Raw genomic sequence first — 18,137 nt, 5'->3', positions numbered from 1 at the left:
TTTTAGATTAATTAAAATAAAAACAACAAGAAAATTCTAAAAAAGTTTTGGAGATGAAGCTCTTGCTCTTCCGCTAGAAGCCCATTCTCTTAGAGATTCAAGTTGTTCTCTTGCAGTTCTTGAAAGAGGAACTAGTTGACTTGTGGCGAGAATTAAATCACCTTCAACAAGCTCTCTTTTCTCTGCAAATGCAAAGTACATTGCCTCGATAACGGATTGTTCTAATTCTGCACCAGAGAATCCCTCTGTTCTATCCAAAGCAGCATTTAAATCAATTTTCAAATTAGGTCTTCGTTTTTGAAGATGAAGTTCAAGAATGCTATGTCTTTCATTCCTAGAGGGTAATTCCAGCATAAAAATTTCATCAAACCTTCCTTTCCTAAGTAGTTCAGGAGGAAGTTTATCTATTCCATTTGCAGTGGCTACAAGAAAAACAGAAGAAGTTTTTTCTGACATCCAAGTGAGAATATTTGCAAGCACTCTCTGACTGGTGCCTCCGTCACTCCTCCCATCTCCGCCAAAAGCTTTGTCAATTTCATCAATCCATAAAATGCAAGGTGCCATAGCTTCGGCTCGCTGAATGGTCTCCCTTGTCCGTGCTTCACTGGCTCCTACTAATCCAGCAAATAATCTGCCTACATCAAGTCTTAACAAGGGCATAGACCAGCTATTCGCTATTGCTTTCGCTACTAGAGTTTTTCCTGTCCCTTGAGGACCAACTAATAAAACACCTTTAGGTAAAGGCAATCCAAAATCTTTTGCTTCTTCGGAGAAGGCTTGTTTTCTTTGCTTCAACCAATCTTTCAATATTTGTAAACCACCAACGTCATTTGGCGACTTATTTGTTTTGCAATATTCCAGCACTTCACTACGCGCAATAGATTGGCGTTTTTCTTCCAGTACTTCTATTAAATCTTTTTTACTAATTTGACCTCTTTGCGCAAGAGCCCTAGCGGCTACTTTACGGATCCTTGATTCACTTAGACCCCCACATGCATTTGTAAGTTCCTTAAGAACGTTTTCGTCTAATTGAGAATTACTAGCTTGAGCAATATTTGATAAAAGAGTCTTGATTTCATTTTCCTTGGGTAGTGGAAGATCAAGAATCGTTAGATCTTCCTCTAAATCATTTGAGGGGCTCCATAATCCAGAACTTATAATTATTGAATGAGGCTTGGAACGAAGATTAATAGTTAAATTTTTTAGCATTCTTAGAATGCCTGGATCTTCGCAAAAATGATGAAAATCCTTAAGTAAAAGGATAGTAGGAGAACTTTCATCCAGTTTTTTAAGCCATTCAAGGACGGCCATTGGCTGCCTTGACCCAAGATTATTGGAATTAAGAACATTACTGATTCCATCAATGTAATCCCAAGTTGCAAGTCTTCTTGGAGAAAGCCTTTTAGTAGAATTTTGTAAAAGAGTTTCAACTCTTTCTTCTTCGTTACTCCTTATCCAAATAATTGGAGTTCTAGCTCGAATTAGTAGATCAAGTTGTTCGTCCCAATTAGACATCAGTTATTGATTTGATTCTCTATAATTCTGAATTTACATAATAAGTTGCTTTTAAAATTATTTATTACTTTTTGGTTCAAAGGGTAACCTATCGGAATCAGAAATTACTTCTGAAGCAATAGAAACAGTTGATTTATCTTGTTGGTTTAGTTGATCATCAAGTATTTTTTGCAAATTATCTGGTAGGGATTCTCTGCTAAGGAGAAATGTTTGTAACCCTTGAAAAATATTTGCAATGACCATATAAAGCAAAACACCAGCAGGCAAAGGGAAGAATAAAAACATTCCAGTAATCATTACCGGTGTGATTTTATTCGCTGTGGATTGTTGTTTATTTACAGGCATTCCTCTTCCAGAAAGCACTTGAGAAATAACGAGTGTTAAACCAAAACCTGCTACTAAAATTGCAATATCCCAATGAATGGCGCCATCTACATAAAAACCAACATTTCCTAATGCTTTTATAAACAAGAATCCGCTTTTCGCTGCTAAACCGGGGATCTTCGCTTCTACGGTCGCATCTCCAGGATTAAGTGCATTCACAGTCCCATCAGAAGAGACTTTTACAATATCTTCCCCTTTCGTGACTTTCCAAGAAGGAGAAAATTTCGATCCATTTTCATATTTCTGCAATTCGTTTACATATGAATCTCCATTCATGGTTTGCAGATTGATTTTAACTGAATCACCTGAACCGATTTTTGTACCACCAGGAAGAGCTGCGATAACAGGGAAATGATTCTTTTCAGTTATAAATATGGAGTGTTTTGCGGTCTTGAAAGGTTTGGGCTCTACAGCGGCTATTTGGTCTGATGGAAGAACTTTGATATTGACAAGATAAGGTACATCAGCAAAAGGTGATCCTCTTAGAGTTGCGAATAATGCGAATAATATTGGCATTTGAACAATTAGAGGAAGGCAACCAGCTAAGGGACTTCCAAATTCACCCATTAATTTTCCTAATTCTTCTTGTTGCTTTTGAGGATTGCTTGCATAGCGGCTTTTTATCTCAGCTTGTCTTTTTTGCATGACAGGTTGAGCTATCTTCATCCTTCTTGCACTTCTAATAGAGCCAGCGCTAAGAGGAAAAAGTGCTAAGCGGATAACTATGGTTAATGCGACAATCGCTAGTCCATAGCTTGGAACTAATCCGTAGAAAAAATCTAGGATCGGGATAAGTAGATTGTCAGAGATGAACCCGATCACGGTTTTAAAGGTAGAAAGTTTAAGGTTGTTAGGCCAGTTTGCCTTAGAAGATGTGTTCTTGTCTCACATTTTTGTGAGGGCTCATTAGTTTGAAAAGCCTTGAACCTCTTTATCGGGGTTATTAGTGGGTGATTTTTCTATTTTTTCAAGTATGTAGGATTCTGTTTCTCTAAAATTAGGAAGCGATCTCATCTCAAGGCGAGCTCCATCTTTAAGGACTAAAACCATATCACCATAAGATCCTAGACCTCTTGGAATAGCTCTTATCTCAGAAATTTGACTGTAAACAACTTGAGTTTTATCCCTACCTAGCCATCCACCAGTAACGGATATTCTACGAGTCGTTATTTTGTATCTAACCCACAGGGCTCTAACCAGGGCTCCAAAAGTAAAAGGGAGACCAATAAGTGTTATCCCAGCCATTAAATTTATTATTAGGTCGCTGCTCGCAGGACCACCTTCGTAAAAAATGTCTTCGTTGGGACTAATTGTCATTTTGTTATTCCAGCCTTAGTGAGTAGTTTGTCACACTCCTTAAGCAAAGTGCTGTCGGAATTTTTCATGCAAGAGGGCTTTAAAGAAATAAAAGCCCAAATCTCTTTATCACTGGTCATATTAGAAAGTCTTAATGACAAATGATGGTGGAATAACCGTCGAAGCTTATTTCTCGTAACTGATTTTTTACTTACTTTATTGCTTATTGATATGGCACATTTTATAGAGGGCCTTGTTTTTGATTTATTTCCTTTGACTTGAGGTTTTGTCTTTGCATTTGTAACTCTGAGAACCATTGAGGAACTGTAGAACCTTGAACCCTCCTTATAGATGAAGTCAAAGCATCTATGACCTTTGAGTCTCATATGTTTTGGCAAAACCATTAGAAGAAACTTTTGTTGTAAGTATCTTTATTTGAGAGCTTCTTTTTAGACAGTTAAACGTGATCTTCCACGTTTTCTTCGAGTCCTTACAACTCTCCTTCCAGTATGAGATCTCATTCTCACTCTGAAACCAGAAACTCTTTTTCTTTTTCTACTCGTTCCTCCAAAGGTCCTTTTTGTCATTTCTATTTATGCTCGTATTGGTTAGATATGAAGGTTAATTTATCAGTTCACTGTACGTCTATGTTCCAAGTCCCTAAATATGTTGAGATAGGAATTTCATCAGTATTTTGGGATAACGCTCGGAATTGAAACATACCTCTTTTTCTGGGATTGAAAATTTTCATTACTAAAGCGTAATTATCCTTATTGTATGGAATCGGTTTTTCTGGGAGGATTTCAATAATAGTTTGTTTATCATTAACTTTAAATATAGAAGGAATATTTTCAATGCAACGAGTCCTGGATGTATAGCCACCAACATTTACTTTGCAGAAATTTAATTTTTTTATCTTGATTTTTGCTTCAAAATAATCAGGAACTGCAATCGTCAATTTTTTAATATCTTCTTTTCTTTCTTGGCCTCTAAGGAAGAAGTAATAAGTAGATCTTTCATTTCTTTCAGAGGATGATTGATAATATTTAAGTCTTTTATATCCAGGCTCTGGATCCCATTGGTATTCAAAGAAACCTGGGGATGCCGAAGCTTGTGGAGCTAAAATAGAAGACCCTGTTCCAAATAAAAAAGCTGAAAATCCAATAAAAAAACTTTTCTTGACAGCGGATAATAATTTTTTCTTGTACATAACTTGAAGTTTTAGAAATATTAATCACTTGAAAGTTTTCAAGTGCATTTGCATGATCTTGAATGAATATAAATGGTTGTTGGAAAAAAATCTTGATTTATCTGTCTGGACGCAAATTTTTTGCTTTACCAAGATAAGGATTTTTGGGTATTTGCTCGTTTGGTAAAGAAACATAAGCAAGTAGACGAATACATTTTGGTAAGTCGTCTTTAACAAACATTTGCTGGCAGTCTAAAAGAGCGATTTTTTCCCAGCCAGTGTTTTTTCTAGCAATAGAAGCGGGGAAACAAGCATCTAAGTCTGATGTTACGGAGAAAGTAATAGAAATAATTTGATCTGGGATCAAATTATTTCTAGAAACTAATTCAACTAGCAATTCCTCTACCGCAGTAGTGATTGACTCAACAGAATTGTTTTCACAAGTCGTTGCACCCCTCAATGCACACAGATAAGTCAATTCATTTTGACAATTCATGGCTTAAAGAGCCAAAGGATCTGTCCATTCCCCTCCAACTCAAGGTTTAATGCATTTGCAAGATTGTGGATTATTTTTCCTCCAGGTAAAAACCCTAATAATTTCTTTTTGGTTTTACCAAATGTTATGGGTTTTGTTTTTTCATCTAGGTTTGCAATTTTTATAGCAAGTAGTTTTGCATCATTCTCATCACCTATTTCATCTACCAACCCAAATTCTTTAGCTTGCTCTCCAGTAAAAACTCTTCCATCGGCAAAACTCTTAACCACTTCTGGGGTTAAATTTCTTCCTTTTGAAACTGCTAAAACAAATTGTTCGTAACTGCTATCAATTAAAGATTGTAGAAGAGCTCTCTCTTCTGTTGATAAAGGGCGATCAGGGGAAAGAATGTCTTTATAGATTCCACTTTTTACAGTCTCGAATTTAATACCAACCTTTTCTAATAACTTTGATAGGTTGTTTCCTCTTAAAATCACACCAATAGATCCTGTTATTGTTCCTGGGTTTGCAACAATTTTTTCAGCACCTACACCTATATAGACTCCACCTGAAGCTGAGATATTGCCAAAACTAGCTACAACATGACAACCTTTCTCTCTTAGCCTCAAGAGAGCACTATGGATTTCTTGGCTATCACCAACTGTTCCCCCAGGGCTATCAATGCGAAGTAATAGTGCTGGAAACTCTCTTTCCTCAATTTGCTTTAATGCTTTTAGAACAATTTTCCGAGTTTCTGAATTGATAGGACCTTCAATACAGATTCGTGCCATCCTCTTTTTGGATTTTCGTCTCAAGGGCCAAATCATTCAATTTATGCATAACTTTATTGATCTTAAAAAGGAGATTGCTTTCTGACCTTATGTTTGTCATTTGGAATTGGTTTTTGATGATTTTGCCTTTCGCTCTTTGGGGGACCTCAATGGCGGCGATGGCACCTTTGGTTAATACCGCGGGACCTGAGATTGTAGCCTCACTAAGGCTTTTGCCTGCTGGTCTAGCAGTTTTAGCTTCAGTTCCTTTCTTGAAGAGGAGTTGGAATATTTCAAAAGATGATTTGGTGTGGTTTTTAGTATTTACTTTGATTGACGCAACCCTTTTTCAGATTTTTCTAGCCAAAGGGTTAATGGAAACTGGCGCAGGATTGGGTTCTGTTCTTATAGATTCCCAACCTTTGATGGTTGCTTTGTTAGCAAGAATTTTGTTTGGAGATGCAATTAATCCAATTGGATGGATTGGCTTGGTGCTTGGCTTGGTTGGAATAATTTGTCTTGGAGTACCTACTGAGTTACTAGGAAATTGGTTTTTACTTGGCAACTTTGAATCAGGAAGTAATTTTTTAAGCCATGGAGAAGTATGGATGATATGCGCAGCAACCTCGATGGCTTTAGGGACGGTGCTTATTCGATTTGCTTGCAGAAACAGTGATCCTGTTGCTGTAACTGGATGGCACATGGTTCTGGGAAGTGTTCCTCTTATCGTTTGGCATGTTTTCGATAAAAACTGGCCATTGTTTCCAGACTGGTCTGCTTTTGAATGGACTTTGATGTCTTATTCAAGTTTGTTTGGTAGCGCATTGGCCTATGGATTATTTTTTTGGTTTGCAAGTCGAAAAGAATTAACAAGCTTTAGCACCCTTGCATTTTTAACGCCTGTATTTGCCTTGATTACTGGCGGTATTTGGTTGGGAGAGAGACTTTTTCTCCTTCAATGGATTGGAGTAGTTTTGGTTTTAATATCAGTACTATTTGTAAGTCAGAGACGAAGATTCTGGGGGAATAAAAGTGATAATGAATTAATAAAAGAGGCTTAGTTTAAGTGATAAAAAAGCAATTAAAACTTATTCTTGTAAGTACACCTATAGGTTATCTGGGCAGTGGCAAAGGTGGAGGAGTTGAACTTACTATTGTTTCTCTTATAAAAGGATTAATTTCATTGGGTCATAAAATTATTTTAATTGCACCAAAAGGTTCAAAATTACCTTTCGAAAGTGAGTTGCTTGAAATAAGATTAATAGATGGAGTTGATCAACCTAGTTGGCAGCATCAGAATAGAGAAGATCCAGTTTTAATTCCTTCTAAAAGTGTCTTACCAAAATTATGGGAAGAGGTAATTGATATCGCAAATGAATCCGACGCAGTTATTAATTTTGCATATGATTGGCTTCCATTATGGTTAACAAAAACACAATCAATTAAAATATTTCACTTAATTAGTATGGGCGCTGAATCAATAGTAATGAAAGAAACTATTAGTGAAATAAGTGAATTATTTCCTTTTCGGCTGGCTTTTCATACTAAAAGACAATCTAAAGATTATTTTTTAAAAACTGATCCAATTATCGTTGGAAATGGTTTTGATACGGATGATTATTTATTCAATAAAAATGAGAATGGACCATTAGGTTGGGCTGGAAGAATCGCGCCAGAGAAAGGTTTAGAAGATGCAGTAAAAGTTGCGAATGATTTGGGTGAAAAATTATTAGTTTGGGGACTTATAGAAGATAAAGAATATGCATCAAAAATTGAAAATACCTTCACAAAAAAAATTATTGAATGGAAAGGATTTCTTCCAACGAAGAAATTTCAGGAACAACTAGGAGGATGTAGAGCGTTGATAAACACGCCTAAATGGAATGAAGCCTACGGCAATGTTATTGTTGAAGCGATGGCTTGTGGTGTTCCTGTAATTGCATATGATCTGGGAGGACCAGGAGAATTGATCGAAGATGGATTCAATGGCTTTTTGGTTAAACCCAATGATATTGAAGGATTGATGAAAGCAACAAAATCAATCTCAGAAATCAAAAGAAAAAATTGTAGAGCTTGGTTTGAAAAAAAAGCCACTAGCAAAGTCTTTGCAGAAAGAGTGGAGAATTGGCTTTATAAAGGCTTAAATAAGAAAATCTCAGCAGACTTTAAAGATTAATTGAAAAGCTTAACTAAACCTTTTTACCCAACTTCAATACAAAGAAGACGTGGTCTTCTTTGTATTTTATTTATTGGATTAATAATTTTTGTTTGGCAATTAGGGACAACAGGTTTAGTTGATGAGACACCACCTTTGTTTGCTGCAGCCAGTCGAGCCATGGCTGAAACGGGTAATTGGTTTACTCCTCAAGTAAATGGATTACCTCGATTTGACAAGCCTCCTTTGGTTTATTGGTTGATGGGACTGGGATTTTCAATCCCAGGGAATATTTCTTGGGACCCTTTAGGGACATGGGCTGCAAGGCTTCCTTCTGCATTATCAACAATTTTTTTAATGCTTGTTTTAGGGGACACAATGATGAAATATCCCCAAGAAGAAAATAATTTCAATAGAAGAACCGCAGTTATTACTGCGCTGGTATTTGCGTTGTCGCCTTTGGTAATAATTTGGGGAAGAATTGCTGTAAGTGATGCACTCCTTTGCAGCACTTTAGGAATTTGCTTAATTCTTAAATGGAGAAGATTCGCTAATCCAGAAGGAGAAGCTTGGTGGTTGTCTTGGATTTTTTTGTCATTTGCAGTTTTAACTAAAGGTCCTGTCGCTTTGGTTTTATCAGCATTAACAATTTTATTTTTTTCCTTATTTCAAAATAATTTGCTCGGAATTTTAAAAATATTGAAAGTAATTCCAGGACTTTTTCTTGTTTTTATTATTAGTTCTCCTTGGTATTTAATTGAATTATTAATAGAGGGAAAACCCTTCTTAAATAGTTTTTTTGGGTATCATAATCTTCAAAGATTCACATCAGTAGTAAATTCTCATGGGGAGCCTTGGTGGTTTTTTTTAATAGTTTTATGTATTGCTTCTTTACCACTTACTCCATTTTTATTAATAAGTATTTGGAAGAATTTTTACAATGTATCTAAATGGTCTAGAAGAGTTATTAAAAAACCAGAAAAGTCATTATTTGAGTTTTCATTTTTTTGGTTAATAGCTGTATTTGTTTTCTTTACTATTTCAGCTACCAAGCTACCGAGCTATTGGCTTCCTGCTACACCGGCAGCATCAGTTTTAATATCACTTTCCTTAACCAATAATGTTAAAGAGGAATTTTTAAAATCTTTGGCTTGGAAATTTACAATATTTTTATCAATACTCTTTTCCATATTTCTCTTCTCTTCAAAGCTATGGATTCAGCTTCTTAATGATCCTGAGATTCCAAACTTCTCAGAAGAATTAACCAATAGCTTTTTAATTGAAAAGTCTGGTTTTATTTTTCTTTTACTTGCTGTTCTAGGAATCATATTTTCCTCTAGAAAAATATATGGAAAACTATTAATTTTGCAAATCCCTATAGCTTTATCTCATTTCCTGATTGTGTTACCAACTTTTGATTTGGCAGATAGATTAAGACAACTCCCCTTAAGACAAGCTTCAGAATTACTTTTAAATTCCCAAAATAGAAACGAGCCTTTAGTAATGGTAGGAGCTATGAAGCCCTCAATTCATTTTTATACTAATCAAGTAATTGTTTTTGAAGGTAGATCTAAAAATGCTTTTGTAAATGTTTCAGATCGACTTAAAAACGAGAAGAGAAGAGGCTGGAAAGGAAGGCCAATATATGGATTCAATGGCTCAGAAACTACACTTTTACTTATTGATAAAAGATCAGTGGAAAAATCTTATTGGCAAGGACTTAATCCAGAAGTCTTAGGTAAGTTTGGTGTTTATAGCGTTTGGAGACTTGATAGAGAAATTATTGAAAGACGAGCTAACTTGTTGAAAACAGATGGTGTTAGATCTACTTGGAAAAATCCTAGACCAGAGAGATTTTAAAAAAAACGTCAAATACCTATTGAATCGAATTTATTAAATCTTGTTTGCTACATCTTTCAGGGATAATAACAATGTCTAGATCATCCTGAAGCCTCTCTAAATCAATTACCGAGTCTTCAGTTATCGAGCTTATTACATCCTCAAGACTTGCTCCCATATCATTTGCCATCTCTACCAACATTCGCAAAGTCTCATTTTTTAAAGAGAGATTTACGTTTATAGAAATGTTTTGGCCTGAGCAATTATTTGAGTTCATAAAGAAAACATTAAGATATTGTCGGGCTCTTTGGGGCATTTTCTTAAATAGCTTCAGAAAATGACTTTTTTAGGGATATTTTTAATTTAACTTTTCTGAATTTTTAATCTAATAAAAAATGAACAAAAAAATCTTCCTAAGCAATTACCTAGGAAGATCTAGCAGTTTATGTCTAAGGCTTAAAACATTTCGCCTTTTAGTTTTTCAGCCCATCCTGAAAGCCTTTCGTCAGTCATGTCTGATTCACTGTCTTCGTCAAGAGGTAACCCACAGAATTCTTCTCCAACTACACTTTTTGACTCGTCAAAAGTATAGTCAGTTTTTGCAGTGTATCCAACCATTGAAGCACCTGCTTGCTGGAAGTATCTATGAAGCTCTTCCATTGCATCGCAATAGTTTTCGGTGTAAGTAGAAGAATCTCCTAAACCAAAAATTGCAACTTTCTTACCACTGAGATCTAGCTCCCCAATGTCTTCAAGGATTGAGTCCCAAGCAGTTCCTGATCTCTCAGAGTCAGCACCTGTGTTCCATGTGGGGATGCCACAAATAACCCCATCATGTCCAGCTAATTCACTAAGGTCATCGACGTCTGAAATATCCTTTGGACCTTCAGCAGAGTCAAGTAATCCGTGCAGCCGTTCAGCTATATCTTCGGTTTTACCTGTTGTTGTAGCGAAGTAGATTCCTACAGTCATGGAGCAATTTAAAATCAAGGATATTTTAAAGCAGCTTTGCACATTTAGAGTGAATTTGGTTTTTTTTAAATTTTCTTGTCTATTCAATATTGATTTTTGATACACAAATAAGTCAATATTTATTGCTTTTCTCTCTAGAAAATTAATTTCTCAGATTGTTCTTAATCTCTATTACGATTCTTAAATCTAGTGCTCAAAAGGCTTTTAAAGGATAAACCTTCAAAAGTATTAGAACAAAAGATAAATTCCTATCGATTTTTAATTAACTTTAAAGAAAAGATTTGAAAATTATTCAAAAAGGGCGTTATTAAAGATCTTTATCTGAAAACATTTGTATTGGTTGTATTTAAGGCTCTTATGTACTTAGAAAAATTAAATTTTGCTGACTATTGCTGTCTTTTTTTTATTCAGATGGTTTATAAGTTTGGTCCCATCATTCCGAATCCACTTTGAAGTCCAAAGGAAATTATTACAAAGGTACTGATAGCCAAGCCAATTAAAACTGAAGTGTAAAGCCTATTAACTCCATAACCAGCTTCAACAGGATTGAAATCAGCAACTACAAAAGATTTCTTGCTGTATTTTCCTCTATCGCTAAGACCTATTGCTCCCATTGCTGTCTTAGGTGTAAGTGTGCCACCTTCGTCATCAAGGAACCAAGGCTTGTTGGGACTATTGTTCTCAGGGGCTGATTGAGCTTCTGAGATGACTGAAGTTGCTGAAGAAGCGCTATTGATTCGACTTGTATCTTCTCTGAAGAATCTTGGGAACATATAAGTATGCCAGAGGCCTATTACTCCAGCCCAAGCAATCATGCTTACACCAGCTAACCCAAAAAGAATTTCTTTAAAACCGAATTCCATAAATTAAACCAATTAATTTACGCCTGTTAGGGCAATGATTCCACCATATCAGAAGTAAAGCGAGTCAACTTAGAGAGTTATCAAAGCTTCTAAAATCGGACCAATTTGTTACAGAATTCATAAGGTCAATCAATCAATCAGCCTTTTTGGCTCTGATATGCCAAGATTTATTGGATAAATATATAGATGGATGATCAACCTCAAATTACTCTTGGTATTAACACCAGTCATTTTTTCAGTTGCCTTTACTGATTATTGGTTGAGAAGATGGGGAGTATTTGTATGGGATAACGGTCCTACTATTCAAAACCAGCAAGTTTGGGAAGATACTGCAATTGTTGCAGATAAAGGAAGACCCGGAGATGGATATCCTGTATTTACCGTTAGAACTTTGGCAGTGAATGCATTAGGTATACCGTCTGTATTCTTCCTAGGTGCAATTTTTGCAATGCAATTTATCCGCCGCGGAGTGATAAACGCATAAAAAATAATAGTTATCAAAATTTCTTTTTAAAAATTAACTGTAAAAAAGACCTAATTAATATTGGGTCTTTTTTTAATGGTCATTGTTACCAATAAATATTAAATTATTGCTTTAATACAAAAATAATCAATTCATCTTATAATTATTCCAAATTTTAAGTTTTTGATGGATTCTGAAAATACTGTAGTTGATTTTCCAACTGACCAAGAGCAAATAGCTTCAATTATCGAAGATTCATTCCCAAAGAAAAATAGTGATAAAGACCTGGGAAATCCACAATCTGATGCTAATAGATTAGGGTCTCGAATCTTTTTCTTATGGGTTTGGCCAATTATTGCGGTAAATAAATTTAGAAATTTATTTAGTAGAATGGATTTCTTGAAGCCTTATGAATCTGGTATTAATGATTCTTACAAGGTTAGCGATACTGAGACTGTTTATACAATGACTAAAGATGCTTTTGCCGGTAAAGGTGGAATGAAATTTATGGGAATTAGATTTATGTCTATTTGGGTTTTTCCTGTTGCAATAACAGGAGCTGTTATTGAGTTCCTTTTCGTTGGCCCAATAAAAGGTACCAATCCATTTGGTTAAAAGTTAATTCAAGAATATTCTTTAGGTTTTATAGCTGTTGAAAGTTAGATATATTTTTAGACGTTTCTAAAAGGAAAAAATGGAGTAACTTTTTTAGTGGGGTTGCTACTTGCAATAGCTTTTCCTCTAATGTACATAAATAGACCAAGTGTGATTATCATTACGGGTGGATGCAGAGCTAAAGATCTGCCAATAAGTTGAAGTTCCTCTCCTGACATTTAATTAGTTTAATTCTTAATTAACTATACACTGTATGGAAGGTGAAAAAAAATAATTTAATATATATAAAAGAAACTACTTATTATTTTTTTTATTATAACTAAGCTTTAAAATTAAGATCATAAAATTAAAAATAAAGGTAACAATATTAGCGACTAGAATAGGAATTGAATGGATTTTTAAACCGTAAATAATCCAACAAATAAGGCCTGTTATAAATAAAATCAACATAACTAATGAAACATCATCAGCTGATTTTGTTTCCCATGTCTTATATAGCTGGGGTAAGAAGGCGATAGTAGTTAGCAGAGCAGCTGAAAAACCAAATAAATCTATATAATTAAAGTGACTCATTCTTTTTTTATAAAAATAGTTATTGATAAAAACTATATAGTAAATTATTATATAGTTCTATCTTGCATTAATAATATCAAAATCTTATGAGTGATCAGTCTGAATTTAATGATGAGCTTTTAAAGGATAAATTGGAAATTTTATTAGATGAAGATAATGAGATTAAAAAATGGAATGAAGGCCTATTAATAAAATCACTTATAGTTTTGCCAATAATAATTTTTATAGTAGGTTTATTTATAGTGAATAGACCAGAAACACTAATAGATATATTATTTTTATTTCTTTACCCTTTAGCCCTAATATTGATAGGTTTGATACTCCTATTTGTTATGAGAAGCAAATTAAAATAGAAGATATTAATAGAATCTTTTTGCTTTAAATCTGTGTTTTCATGTAGCCAATAAGGTAGTCCCACTGTAAGCTATTAGTAATTAAACATTAATATCCAATGGCTGGCGGACCATTATTGCAACTTTGGGAAAACCTACTACCCTTTGCTAAGGATCTAAGAATTCGCTTTGCAATAGCAATGCTTGGTAATGTTCTAGCAATATTATTTATTTTTACCCTATGTAAAATGTTTATTCCAGGATTGGAAGAGCAACTATTTAGTTGATTTCCTAGACCAGAATTGATACATTTCTCTAAAAGAATTAGGATTTAATTTTTCAAATTTATCCCATAATTCTAAATTTTTTAAAGAGTCTTTATCTTTATTATCTATCTGATATTTATCTCTAATTTCTTTTGAAAGAGTAAAACCTAGGAATTCCAGATTAGATACTTTTAACATGTTTTTAATTTCGATTAGCGTGTAACAGTTTTCGTGGGTATGAAAGCAAAGATCTCTACACATTGAAGTTGAGTAGAAATCTGACCAATTACTTATCTCATTTACCTCTTTAATTTCTCCATTCAGAAGATCATTTCGGAAGTTTCTTATTCCATCAATGTTTGGTTTAATATCTTTTTCTTTGATTAGTTTTCTTGCTTTTAGGATTTCTTCTCTTGCATACTTGCTGTACAAACCTAACTTTAAAAAGCCTTCTGGTTCTAATACGTCAAATAGATTTGATAATCCCTTACTAGGCTCATTCATATGGTGAAGAACACCTGAACATTCTATTAAATCAAATTTTTTATTTAGCGATTTCAATTCAAGTAAATCCATTTCTATAAAATTGATATTTTTTAATCCATATTCATCGACCTTTCTCTTTGCATATGAGATACTCGAATTGCTTAGATCGATTGCTGTTATTTCACAATTACTATACCGAGATGCTTCAATTATTTGAATACCCGTTCCACAACCGGCTATAAGAATATTTATTTTTTTATTTGTTAATTGAAATGAATTAGGTTTAATTGTATTTGGTAAAATTTCAGAATTAATAACTGATAAAAAGTTCTGTTTGTTTTCTTTAGCGTATGAATTGTATCTCCATCTAGGATATGGGTTTAATTCATACTGGTTTTTCACTTCTTTAGATGTTGAATCTTTTATATTTCCTATCTTTTTAATTCCTTTTGAAATCTTTTTTTCAGCATTTAACTCTTTAAATTGTAAATTAAGAAGATTATTTAATTCTTTTTTATTTGGTTTATAAGTATTTAAATTAATTATTTGATCATTTATTGAAGATAGAGATTGGTAGCAAGAGATTATTGCTAATTCATAGTCTTGATTTTTATTATTATTGATTATCTTTTTAAGTTCTTTTAGTTTATCCTTTTCTTCTTTAGATATGTAATAGACATACTCATTTAAGAAACATTGTGATCCAAGCCCTATTATAAAGTTGAAAACACTATTACTTATTTTATCTTTGTCTGAATAGTTTAAAAGAATATTCTTGCGTATATTTCCTAAAACCTTTTCCCATAATGGAGAGCAAAATATTAGTAAAGAAAGTGCTTTTACTAATTCCTTATCCTTAATTAAAATATTAAATTTATTGTTTTCATACATCTTCGATTCTAAAATAGATAATTCTTCTAATATTTCTTTGGAGATAAGGCTGTTTATATTCCCAAATAGTTCTCGATGAGATATATCTTTTCTATTTAATAAATTTTTTAGTAATTCTCTATTATCTTTCTCCGATGTGTTTAATGCTTCTCCTTTTTTGATTAATTCACTTATAAGTTGATAACTTAACTCACTATGCTTATGCAATAAAAGTTCTTTTTTTGTAAGTGATAGTGATTTTTTATAATCTCCAATTTGGTTATATATTGTAGCTAGATTTAAATAACAGTTTTCTAATTTATTATCTATCTCTATTGCCATCTTTGTATGAAAAATTGCTTTATCTAGATCTTGTTTCTCTTTGTAGCATGCGCCTAGATTCAAATGAGCGATAGCAGATTTATTATTAATTTCTAATGCCTTCAAATAATATTCTTCGGCTTCATTATATTTATTAGAATCTTTGTTCAATAATCCTAGATTGATATAAGCATCAAAGTAATTCTTATCTAGTTCGATTGCTTTCTCAAGTGATAATCTTGATTCATCATATTTATCTAAACCTTTTAAAATCAATCCTCTAATACAATGCCCATTGGGCAGGCTTGGCTTTAATTGAATTGCTTCTTCAATTATTATTTCTGCTATTTCTAAATGATTTAATTTATAATATAAAAAAGATAAATTTAATTTTGAGTAAATATGATTTGGAAAACTTTTAGCACATTTTTCGTATAATCTTATTGCTTTCTCATTTTCTCCTTTTTCTTCACATATGAGAGCATAATTTGAAATTATATCTGCATCAGAATAACCATTTCTTAAAAAAGCTATATACCCTTTCTCAGCTTCATCTAAATTCCCTTTAATATGATTATTGATTGATTTTGCTTTCAGATCCTTTTCTGAAAGCTTTTGGAGTTTTTTAGAAGAGCCTTTATTCTCTTTTTTCTTTTCCCCGAAACCACTCAATGATTTTTATTTAATTAATATGATTATACAAAAAGTTAATAAACTAATTATTTTAGCTTAATAAATCTATAGTTTCCAAACTGTAGTTAATAGTAATTTATTTATAGATTATGGAGTTAATACACTTTTATTAATTCTTATTCCCTCCAATAAGCCCTAATTTTTTATATAATGTTTTTTATATATTTTAGGATGCAAATGCCTTTAAAGTTAGGTGATCAAATACCTGATTTCTCACTCTCTGATCAACTAGGAGTTTCTAGGACGAATAAACAAGCAAAAGGAAGGCCACTAGTTTTATTTTTTTATCCCAAAGACGATACGCCTGGTTGTACAGCTGAAAATTGTGGTTTTAGAGATAAATACGATCTTTTTAAACTATTTGGGGCTGAAGTTTGGGGGGTAAGTGGTGATGATGAAGCAAGTCATAGATCTTTTGCAGACAAAAATAAGCTACCATTTCCATTATTGTGTGACACAGAAAATTCTTTGAGAAGAGCGTTTGGCGTTCCTAAAGTTCTTGGTTTACTTGATGGTCGAGTAACTTACATTATTGATTCAAAAGGTGTTATTAGGCATATTTTCAATGATCTTTTAAATGGTCCTGCTCATGTTAATGAGGCACTTAGAGTATTAGGCGAGATAAGAAATTAACTTTTAAAACTGTTGATTATTTTTTTCTTAGTAATTATCTAAAAAATAATCAAGATATTAATTTACTACTAACTTCTTTTGCTTGTAGTTTTTCTACTACAGTCTCAGAAGAAATTTTTGCAACGTCATTTAATCCGTTTGCATCAAACCAAGGAGCTGTTGCCCAATCGAAGCCTTTCCCAAAAGTATTGTCTGGTGAGACAATGTACCAATGACATGCCGTGTCGGGGACGTCTACGGCGCATTTTGACCAATTATCGCTCCATTGAGGTACTTGAACCCAAAGTAGAGTGGAGAAAAACAATGAAAATATTGAACTAAACATTTCTTTAGATTTTTTTTATTTTAGCGCTATTAAAGCATGAATGAGGATTTTAATACTCTTTTTTTGCAAGAGAACCAAATAATAATTATAAGTTAAACTAATTATTCTTTCTATCATTTTTTAAGTACCTCAGGCATAGGATTTCCTGGCTCTCTTCATTCTCTCCAGAATTTAAAATCCATTCTTTGAATTCTTGATAAAGAACTGATCTATCTATTTTATTTATTTCAGTCATCCTAATTAGGGTACAGCTAAGAGTTACTGAAACAATTTCTTCAATAGAAGGGCTATTCTTCAATTTTTCTTTTTTATATTAATAAGTTAATTTAATTAAAAATCCATTCTGCCGAGTCTTTTGGTCAATAATTTTATATTCAATTTATCTATTGAATATAAATATGGAGAAATCACAGGGATTTAATAAATATTATTTTGAAACTTTTTATTGTTCGGATATACTACGTTTCTAATCTATTTTTCAATGGAAAGAGACAGTAGAAATAAATCTTTATTTATTTGGATTGAAGAGATTTGGGAAGAAATAGAGGTTCAATTTTATGGAATAATAGGTGCAATATTCTTCTTCGTTCTAATTTATTTTATTTTTCAACCTCTTTGGATGAGAACTGTAATTGATCTTTTTTTGAAAACTAAATTACTTGTAGGTTAAATCCTCAACTAATAGAGAATTTATTACCTATTAATCTCCATGCTGAATTATTAGTGATCTAAACTTTTCTCTTTGGCAACTAATTCTATAAATTTCCATACAAGGGCATGTTTATAGTCGTCCTTATTTGGACAAGCCGAAACTACTTCTTGCCATGAGAAATTATCTTGATCTTTATTATCATTTAGTGGTGAACCAAAATCTCTTGCAAGATTAGATAGAAAATTGTATCCGAGTCTTTCTGAAGTGTATTTGATGATCTCATCTGAGTAACTCATATAGAGCAAGAGAGTGTCAGCTTGATAGTTATGCCTTGTGCAGGCCCCCTCAGAGCAGCCACTACTGGCAATTTCTAAGCATGCTTTATGGTCGTAGGTTTCCTTGATTAACTCAACTAATGTTCCCATTTGATTCTTCCAGCAACACTTGTGT

26 protein-coding genes are annotated in these 18,137 nt (G+C 33.2%); 9 read left to right on the top strand and 17 right to left on the bottom strand.

Going from position 1 to position 18,137, the window contains the following annotated elements; genetic code table 11:
* Positions 1–36: 36 nt before the first annotated feature.
* The 8 genes from EW15_RS07550 to sppA all read right to left on the bottom strand — a co-directional run bounded on the left by EW15_RS07550 (position 37) and on the right by sppA (position 5,686).
* Positions 37–1,515, bottom strand: coding sequence for an AAA family ATPase (locus tag EW15_RS07550; protein ID WP_038653817.1), 1,479 nt, complete (start codon positions 1,513–1,515; stop codon positions 37–39).
* Between the two features lie 57 nt (positions 1,516–1,572).
* Entirely contained in the window at positions 1,573–2,721 is a 1,149-nt protein-coding gene (yidC, locus tag EW15_RS07545) for a membrane protein insertase YidC (protein ID WP_038653815.1), read from the bottom strand.
* Between the two features lie 84 nt (positions 2,722–2,805).
* Positions 2,806–3,216, bottom strand: coding sequence for a PH domain-containing protein (locus tag EW15_RS07540; RefSeq protein WP_038653813.1), 411 nt, complete (start codon positions 3,214–3,216; stop codon positions 2,806–2,808).
* Complete coding sequence (gene rnpA / locus EW15_RS07535) at positions 3,213–3,599, bottom strand: ribonuclease P protein component (protein ID WP_038653811.1); 387 nt, start codon at positions 3,597–3,599, stop codon at positions 3,213–3,215. The genes EW15_RS07540 and rnpA overlap by 4 nt, the downstream gene beginning before the upstream one ends.
* 45 nt (positions 3,600–3,644) lie before the next feature.
* A complete protein-coding gene (gene rpmH / locus EW15_RS10625; RefSeq protein WP_011294890.1) occupies positions 3,645–3,782 on the bottom strand; it encodes a 50S ribosomal protein L34 in 138 nt (45 codons plus the stop codon).
* A 47-nt stretch (positions 3,783–3,829) separates the two neighbouring features.
* On the bottom strand, positions 3,830–4,405 hold the full coding sequence (locus EW15_RS07530; RefSeq protein ID WP_038653808.1) for a DUF2808 domain-containing protein: 576 nt from the start codon (positions 4,403–4,405) through the stop codon (positions 3,830–3,832).
* Between the two features lie 97 nt (positions 4,406–4,502).
* Complete coding sequence (gene aroH, locus EW15_RS07525) at positions 4,503–4,880, bottom strand: chorismate mutase (RefSeq protein WP_038653804.1); 378 nt, start codon at positions 4,878–4,880, stop codon at positions 4,503–4,505.
* Positions 4,877–5,686 carry a signal peptide peptidase SppA gene (gene sppA / locus EW15_RS07520; RefSeq protein ID WP_011824218.1) on the bottom strand — a complete coding sequence of 270 codons (810 nt, stop codon included), beginning with the start codon at positions 5,684–5,686 and terminating at the stop codon, positions 4,877–4,879. Before sppA ends, aroH begins: the two co-directional genes overlap by 4 nt.
* Positions 5,687–5,739: 53 nt before the next feature.
* Here sppA and EW15_RS07515 point away from each other — a divergent pair, with 53 nt between their 5' ends.
* The 3 genes from EW15_RS07515 to EW15_RS07505 are packed head-to-tail and all read left to right on the top strand — an operon-like array spanning position 5,740 to position 9,644.
* A complete protein-coding gene (locus EW15_RS07515; protein WP_038655395.1) occupies positions 5,740–6,690 on the top strand; it encodes a DMT family transporter in 951 nt (316 codons plus the stop codon).
* A gap of 5 nt (positions 6,691–6,695) precedes the next feature.
* The gene (locus tag EW15_RS07510; protein WP_038653801.1) at positions 6,696–7,805 is read left to right on the top strand and encodes a glycosyltransferase family 4 protein; all 1,110 of its coding nucleotides are present in this window, start codon (positions 6,696–6,698) and stop codon (positions 7,803–7,805) included.
* On the top strand, positions 7,806–9,644 hold the full coding sequence (locus EW15_RS07505; protein WP_038653798.1) for a glycosyltransferase family 39 protein: 1,839 nt from the start codon (positions 7,806–7,808) through the stop codon (positions 9,642–9,644).
* A 16-nt stretch (positions 9,645–9,660) separates the two neighbouring features.
* On the opposite strand, the gene EW15_RS07500 is transcribed toward EW15_RS07505, so the two are convergent.
* The 3 genes from EW15_RS07500 to EW15_RS07490 all read right to left on the bottom strand — a co-directional run bounded on the left by EW15_RS07500 (position 9,661) and on the right by EW15_RS07490 (position 11,458).
* On the bottom strand, positions 9,661–9,939 hold the full coding sequence (locus tag EW15_RS07500) for a hypothetical protein (protein WP_052041205.1): 279 nt from the start codon (positions 9,937–9,939) through the stop codon (positions 9,661–9,663).
* Between the two features lie 140 nt (positions 9,940–10,079).
* On the bottom strand, positions 10,080–10,595 hold the full coding sequence (gene fldA / locus EW15_RS07495) for a flavodoxin FldA (protein WP_011294882.1): 516 nt from the start codon (positions 10,593–10,595) through the stop codon (positions 10,080–10,082).
* Positions 10,596–11,011: 416 nt separating this feature from the next.
* The gene (locus EW15_RS07490; protein ID WP_011824211.1) at positions 11,012–11,458 is read right to left on the bottom strand and encodes a hypothetical protein; all 447 of its coding nucleotides are present in this window, start codon (positions 11,456–11,458) and stop codon (positions 11,012–11,014) included.
* Positions 11,459–11,648: 190 nt separating this feature from the next.
* Here EW15_RS07490 and psbF point away from each other — a divergent pair, with 190 nt between their 5' ends.
* Together psbF and EW15_RS07480 are read left to right on the top strand one after the other, a co-directional pair.
* Positions 11,649–11,942 (top strand): cytochrome b559 subunit beta, long form, encoded by a 294-nt coding sequence (psbF, locus tag EW15_RS07485; RefSeq protein ID WP_038653792.1) that lies wholly within the window; start codon positions 11,649–11,651, stop codon positions 11,940–11,942.
* A gap of 165 nt (positions 11,943–12,107) precedes the next feature.
* Complete coding sequence (locus EW15_RS07480) at positions 12,108–12,536, top strand: hypothetical protein (protein ID WP_038653785.1); 429 nt, start codon at positions 12,108–12,110, stop codon at positions 12,534–12,536.
* 56 nt (positions 12,537–12,592) lie between these two features.
* On the opposite strand, the gene EW15_RS11355 is transcribed toward EW15_RS07480, so the two are convergent.
* The gene (locus EW15_RS11355) at positions 12,593–12,754 is read right to left on the bottom strand and encodes a hypothetical protein (protein ID WP_011294990.1); all 162 of its coding nucleotides are present in this window, start codon (positions 12,752–12,754) and stop codon (positions 12,593–12,595) included.
* 76 nt (positions 12,755–12,830) lie between these two features.
* Positions 12,831–13,109 carry a SemiSWEET family sugar transporter gene (locus tag EW15_RS07475; protein WP_038653782.1) on the bottom strand — a complete coding sequence of 93 codons (279 nt, stop codon included), beginning with the start codon at positions 13,107–13,109 and terminating at the stop codon, positions 12,831–12,833.
* 86 nt (positions 13,110–13,195) lie between these two features.
* Between EW15_RS07475 and EW15_RS07470 the strand changes: the two genes are divergently transcribed.
* Complete coding sequence (locus EW15_RS07470) at positions 13,196–13,462, top strand: hypothetical protein (RefSeq protein ID WP_038653779.1); 267 nt, start codon at positions 13,196–13,198, stop codon at positions 13,460–13,462.
* Positions 13,463–13,560: 98 nt separating this feature from the next.
* On the top strand, positions 13,561–13,728 hold the full coding sequence (locus EW15_RS11350; protein WP_011295170.1) for a hypothetical protein: 168 nt from the start codon (positions 13,561–13,563) through the stop codon (positions 13,726–13,728).
* On the opposite strand, the gene EW15_RS07465 is transcribed toward EW15_RS11350, so the two are convergent.
* Positions 13,717–16,056, bottom strand: a complete 2,340-nt coding sequence (locus tag EW15_RS07465) for a methyltransferase domain-containing protein (protein WP_038653776.1) — start codon at positions 16,054–16,056, stop codon at positions 13,717–13,719. The two genes, EW15_RS11350 and EW15_RS07465, sit on opposite strands and share 12 nt — an antisense overlap.
* A gap of 198 nt (positions 16,057–16,254) precedes the next feature.
* Between EW15_RS07465 and EW15_RS07460 the strand changes: the two genes are divergently transcribed.
* Entirely contained in the window at positions 16,255–16,710 is a 456-nt protein-coding gene (locus EW15_RS07460; RefSeq protein WP_011294875.1) for a peroxiredoxin, read from the top strand.
* A 49-nt stretch (positions 16,711–16,759) separates the two neighbouring features.
* Here EW15_RS07460 and EW15_RS07455 read toward each other — a convergent pair whose 3' ends face one another.
* Both EW15_RS07455 and EW15_RS07450 read right to left on the bottom strand, forming a co-directional pair.
* Positions 16,760–17,035: a hypothetical protein gene (locus EW15_RS07455; RefSeq protein ID WP_038653773.1), complete on the bottom strand. Its 276-nt coding sequence runs from the start codon at positions 17,033–17,035 to the stop codon at positions 16,760–16,762.
* 97 nt (positions 17,036–17,132) lie between these two features.
* The gene (locus tag EW15_RS07450; RefSeq protein ID WP_038653770.1) at positions 17,133–17,333 is read right to left on the bottom strand and encodes a hypothetical protein; all 201 of its coding nucleotides are present in this window, start codon (positions 17,331–17,333) and stop codon (positions 17,133–17,135) included.
* 183 nt (positions 17,334–17,516) lie between these two features.
* Here EW15_RS07450 and EW15_RS07445 point away from each other — a divergent pair, with 183 nt between their 5' ends.
* Positions 17,517–17,705, top strand: a complete 189-nt coding sequence (locus tag EW15_RS07445; protein WP_052041204.1) for a hypothetical protein — start codon at positions 17,517–17,519, stop codon at positions 17,703–17,705.
* A 50-nt stretch (positions 17,706–17,755) separates the two neighbouring features.
* Here EW15_RS07445 and EW15_RS07440 read toward each other — a convergent pair whose 3' ends face one another.
* Positions 17,756–18,112: a hypothetical protein gene (locus EW15_RS07440; protein WP_038653763.1), complete on the bottom strand. Its 357-nt coding sequence runs from the start codon at positions 18,110–18,112 to the stop codon at positions 17,756–17,758.
* Positions 18,113–18,137: the final 25 nt, after the last annotated feature.

Origin of the sequence: Prochlorococcus sp. MIT 0801, from assembly GCF_000757865.1 — a bacterium.
Classification (GTDB): Bacteria; Cyanobacteriota; Cyanobacteriia; order PCC-6307; family Cyanobiaceae; genus Prochlorococcus_B.
The sequence above is the reverse complement of the archived record's forward strand: the minus strand, read 5'-3'. Positions and strand labels throughout refer to the sequence as shown.

Coding starts and splice junctions, on each gene's coding strand:
- EW15_RS07550 (WP_038653817.1), bottom strand. CDS start 1,515: ATGTCTAATTGGGACGAACAACTTGATCTACTAATTCGAGCTAGAACT.
- EW15_RS07540 (WP_038653813.1), bottom strand. CDS start 3,216: ATGACAATTAGTCCCAACGAAGACATTTTTTACGAAGGTGGTCCTGCG.
- rnpA (WP_038653811.1), bottom strand. CDS start 3,599: ATGGTTTTGCCAAAACATATGAGACTCAAAGGTCATAGATGCTTTGAC.
- rpmH (WP_011294890.1), bottom strand. CDS start 3,782: ATGACAAAAAGGACCTTTGGAGGAACGAGTAGAAAAAGAAAAAGAGTT.
- EW15_RS07530 (WP_038653808.1), bottom strand. CDS start 4,405: ATGTACAAGAAAAAATTATTATCCGCTGTCAAGAAAAGTTTTTTTATT.
- aroH (WP_038653804.1), bottom strand. CDS start 4,880: ATGAATTGTCAAAATGAATTGACTTATCTGTGTGCATTGAGGGGTGCA.
- sppA (WP_011824218.1), bottom strand. CDS start 5,686: ATGATTTGGCCCTTGAGACGAAAATCCAAAAAGAGGATGGCACGAATC.
- EW15_RS07515 (WP_038655395.1), top strand. CDS start 5,740: ATGTTTGTCATTTGGAATTGGTTTTTGATGATTTTGCCTTTCGCTCTT.
- EW15_RS07500 (WP_052041205.1), bottom strand. CDS start 9,939: ATGCCCCAAAGAGCCCGACAATATCTTAATGTTTTCTTTATGAACTCA.
- fldA (WP_011294882.1), bottom strand. CDS start 10,595: ATGACTGTAGGAATCTACTTCGCTACAACAACAGGTAAAACCGAAGAT.
- EW15_RS07490 (WP_011824211.1), bottom strand. CDS start 11,458: ATGGAATTCGGTTTTAAAGAAATTCTTTTTGGGTTAGCTGGTGTAAGC.
- psbF (WP_038653792.1), top strand. CDS start 11,649: ATGATCAACCTCAAATTACTCTTGGTATTAACACCAGTCATTTTTTCA.
- EW15_RS07480 (WP_038653785.1), top strand. CDS start 12,108: ATGGATTCTGAAAATACTGTAGTTGATTTTCCAACTGACCAAGAGCAA.
- EW15_RS11355 (WP_011294990.1), bottom strand. CDS start 12,754: ATGTCAGGAGAGGAACTTCAACTTATTGGCAGATCTTTAGCTCTGCAT.
- EW15_RS07475 (WP_038653782.1), bottom strand. CDS start 13,109: ATGAGTCACTTTAATTATATAGATTTATTTGGTTTTTCAGCTGCTCTG.
- EW15_RS07470 (WP_038653779.1), top strand. CDS start 13,196: ATGAGTGATCAGTCTGAATTTAATGATGAGCTTTTAAAGGATAAATTG.
- EW15_RS11350 (WP_011295170.1), top strand. CDS start 13,561: ATGGCTGGCGGACCATTATTGCAACTTTGGGAAAACCTACTACCCTTT.
- EW15_RS07460 (WP_011294875.1), top strand. CDS start 16,255: ATGCCTTTAAAGTTAGGTGATCAAATACCTGATTTCTCACTCTCTGAT.
- EW15_RS07455 (WP_038653773.1), bottom strand. CDS start 17,035: ATGTTTAGTTCAATATTTTCATTGTTTTTCTCCACTCTACTTTGGGTT.
- EW15_RS07445 (WP_052041204.1), top strand. CDS start 17,517: ATGGAAAGAGACAGTAGAAATAAATCTTTATTTATTTGGATTGAAGAG.
- EW15_RS07440 (WP_038653763.1), bottom strand. CDS start 18,112: ATGGGAACATTAGTTGAGTTAATCAAGGAAACCTACGACCATAAAGCA.